The sequence below is a fragment of the Streptomyces sp. NP-1717 genome (genome assembly GCF_022695985.1).
GTDB lineage: Bacteria > Actinomycetota > Actinomycetes > Streptomycetales > Streptomycetaceae > Streptomyces.
This window is the reverse complement of record NZ_JAAPBF010000387.1, coordinates 1-3,458: the sequence shown is the minus strand read 5'-3', so window position 1 is coordinate 3,458 and position 3,458 is coordinate 1. Positions and strand designations below refer to the sequence as shown.

Sequence of the window (3,458 nt, the reverse complement as noted above, 5' to 3'; positions counted from 1 at the left end):
GTCGTGATCGCCGCGGCCGTCGCGGGCCTGCTCGTCATCGGCGGCGGCACCTGGTTCGTCGTCAGCGGTGACGACGAGGGCGGCAAGAACAACGTCAGCAAGAAGGACGACGACTCCAAGCCCGACGACAAGGGCTCGGACGACGAGCCCGACAACGGTGACGGCACCGGCGGCGGGCGCGAGGCGCAGGACGACCTCAACGCCGGGCGCAAGGACGGCGAGTCGAAGATCCTTTGGCTCCAGAAGAACGACGTCGACCTGCCGAAGAACGGCGCTGACGTGTACGGCCCGTGGTTCGCCGGCGACATCGTCGCCAAGGCCATGTACAAGAAGATCGTCGGCTACAGCGCCGCGGACGGCAAGGAGAAGTGGAGCCTCACCCTGCCCGCGGAGGCGTGTGCCGCGCCCACGATGCCCACGGCCGACGGCAAGATCGTCATCGGGATCAAGAACGGTGTCACGGAGAAGGCCGACTGCGCCGTCCTCCAGCAGGTCGACCTCAAGACCGGCAAGGGCGGCTGGAAGCAGGAGATCAAGCCCAAGGGCAACTTCGACTTCCTCACCGACATCACCCTCGCCATCAACGGCGACACCGTCACCGCGGCCCGCACCAGTCACGCCAACGCCTTCCGGATGAGCGACGGCAAGCCGCTCTTCGACGAGGTGGCGGGCAACTGCCAGCCCGACGCGATCTCCAGCGGCCCCAGGATGATCGCCGCCGAGTCGTGCGGCGGTGAGCTGGACAAGCGGCAGAACCAGGTGCAGGAGCTCGACCCGGTCACCGGCAAGGCCAAGTGGACGTACAAGCTCAAGACCAACTGGGAACTCGACAAGGTCTATTCGAGCGACCCGATCGTCCTGTCGCTGACCGAGCCGGACAAGAAGTCCTGGGCCATCGTCGCGCTCAACGACAACGGCACCGTGCGCTCCCAGATCGACGGCGGCAAGGACAAGTTCCAGCCCAAGTGCGGCGGAGGCTTCATCGTCTTCGGCAACAACCTGGACGGCTGCGTCGGTGTCGCCGCCGACGCCAGCACCTTCTACATGGCGACGCAGCCCAGTGAGACCGGCTCGTCCGGCACCAACGAGGTCATCGCCTTCAGCCTCGACACCGGCAAGGCCAAGTGGCGTGCCAAGGCCCCGGCCGAGCGCGTCATGACGCCGCTGCGGATGGAGGGCGCGAACGTGCTCCTCTACTTCGAGCCGTCGTACAACAAGGGCGGCGCCGTCGCGACCCTGGCGCCCACCGGTGGCGCCCCCAAGGTGCTGCTCAACAACCCGCAGTCCACCGCCCAGATCGAGAGCTCGTTCTACGACTCCGAACTGGACTACGTGGGCGGACGGTTCTACGTGACCAGCAGCCGCGTCAGCGCCAGTGACGACAAGGCCGAGATGGAGACGAAGACCATGATGGCCTTCGGGAAGTGACACACTCCGTGTCTCTCCGACTCCGCTCCGTACGCACACTCATCCCTTTCTCCGAGGTACGCACGCCATGAGCCAGCCACCCCAGCCAACCAACGAGCCCCCGCAGGGCGGGTTCGGCAAGCCGCAGGAGCCGCCGGCCGGGGGCTTCGGCGCACCGACCGAGCCGCCTCCCGGCGGATTCGGCGCACCGACGCCGCCGCCCGAGCAGCCCGGCTACGGCTACCCGCAGCAGCCGCCGACACAGCCCGGTCAACCTCAGTACGGCTACCCGCAGCAGCCCGGCCAGCCCGGCCAGCCGCAGTACGGCTATCCGCAGCAGCCGCCGACGCAGCCCATGGGCCAGCCCCAGTACGGCTATCCGCAGCAGCCGGGCCAGCCGTACAACCAGCCGGGTCCGGGCGGTCCCGGCGGTCCCGGCGCCCCGGGCGGCAAGAAGATCAACACGCAGGCGCAGATCATCATCGCTGCGGTCGTCGCCGTCGTCCTCATCGTCGGCGGTGGCGTGTACTTCGCCTCCAGCGGCGACGACGACAAGGACAACCGGGCCAAGAAGTCCGACACCAAGGGCGGTGACAAGGGCGGCGAGAACGGGAAGTCCCTCGGCGGCGGCTCGGAGAAGCCCCCGGGGAACAACAAGTCGAAGGTCGCCTTCCAGCTCCCGCAGCCCAAGGTCGCCGACATCACCGACGTGTCCGGCTCCTGGCTCACCGACAAGGCGTACGTCAAGACCGGCGTGAACCAGATCGTCGGCTACGAGGCGGAGACGGGCAAGCAGCTCTGGACCATCCCGCTGCCCGGCCAGCTCTGCGCGGCCTCGCGCCACGCGACCGACGACAACAAGACGGCCGTCGTCTTCGCCGCGAGCAAGCCGACCGCCAAGGAGAAGTACGTCCAGTGCACCGAGGTCGGCGCGATCGACCTCGACGGGGGCAAGCTGCTGTGGACCGAGTCGGTCACGGGCGGCAACTCCGGTGACGACAAGGCCGCCTTCCGGGAGGTCACCCTCAGCGGCAAGACCGTCGCCGTCGGCGGCACCGACGGCGGCGCCGCCTTCGACCTCGCCACCGGCGACAACCTGTGGAAGCCCGACGTCAACGCCGAGGGCTGCTACGACATGGGTTACGGCGGCGGCCCCGCGCTCGTCGCGGCCCGCAAGTGCGGTTCGTACGACGACCCGACGGTGACGATCGAGACGGTGAAGCCGACCGACGGGTCGCCGATCTCCAAGTTCAAGATGCCCGCGGGCGTCGAGTACGTCTCCATCGTCTCCACCAAGCCGCTCGTCGTCGCGGCCGACGTCGGCGACACCGCCGGTGACGGCAGTGGCATCTCGGACTTCTTCTCCATCGACGAGAAGACCGGCAAGCTGCGCGCCAAGATCCCCGTGGACGCGGACAAGTACGCGGGCCGGTGCGGTTCCACCGAGGTGGAGCAGTGCTCCAAGCTCGCCGTCGGCAACGACAGGATCTACGTGCCCACCGAGGAGCACGAGGGCACCGGCGACGAGTACGGCCAGACCAACGAGATCGTCTCCTTCGACCTCGCGACCGGCAAGGCCACGACCGACCGTGCCGACGCGGGCGAGCGCTACGCGATGTACCCGCTGCGCATGGACGGGTCGAACATCATCGCGTACAAGTGGCCCCCGTACGACAAGGGCGGACAGATCGTCTCCATCGACGGCGGCACCTTCAAGGAGACGGTTCTCATGGAGAACCCCGCCGAGGAGTCCGTCCGTGAGGCCGAGACCAGCTTCTCGCTGGACGGCGCCGAGATCCGGTTCGGCGGCGGCCGGATGTACACCTCGGAGACGCTGATCAGCGAGCCGAGCGACTACAGCAAGGACCGCAAGGAGTACCTCGTGGTGGCGTTCACCACGAACTAGTGGGGTGACCGGAAGAGCTCACCGGGTCCGCCCGGTGGAGGAGCCGTCCCCGATCGCCGGGCGGGCTGCACACGCGGCCCGCCCGGCGATCATGTTCCGCCCCTGAATCGCGGCGAATTCGACAAGTAGGCGTCTTCTTACCCGT

The 3,458-nt window shown here is 68.1% G+C and carries 2 protein-coding genes; both read left to right on the top strand.

The features are described 5' to 3' along the window. On the top strand, nucleotides 1-1,428 hold a 1,428-nt coding region (locus GXP76_RS34700), incomplete at its 5' end, for a PQQ-binding-like beta-propeller repeat protein (RefSeq protein WP_242575594.1). Nucleotides 1,429-1,495: 67 nt separating this feature from the next. Then, on the top strand, nucleotides 1,496-3,313 hold the full coding sequence (locus GXP76_RS34695) for a PQQ-binding-like beta-propeller repeat protein (protein ID WP_242575593.1): 1,818 nt from the start codon (nucleotides 1,496-1,498) through the stop codon (nucleotides 3,311-3,313). Nucleotides 3,314-3,458: the final 145 nt, after the last annotated feature.

What these genes read in the sequence shown, in the direction of transcription:
- GXP76_RS34695 (WP_242575593.1), top strand. Translation starts at nt 1,496, where the DNA reads ATGAGCCAGCCACCCCAGCCAACCAACGAGCCCCCGCAGGGCGGGTTC.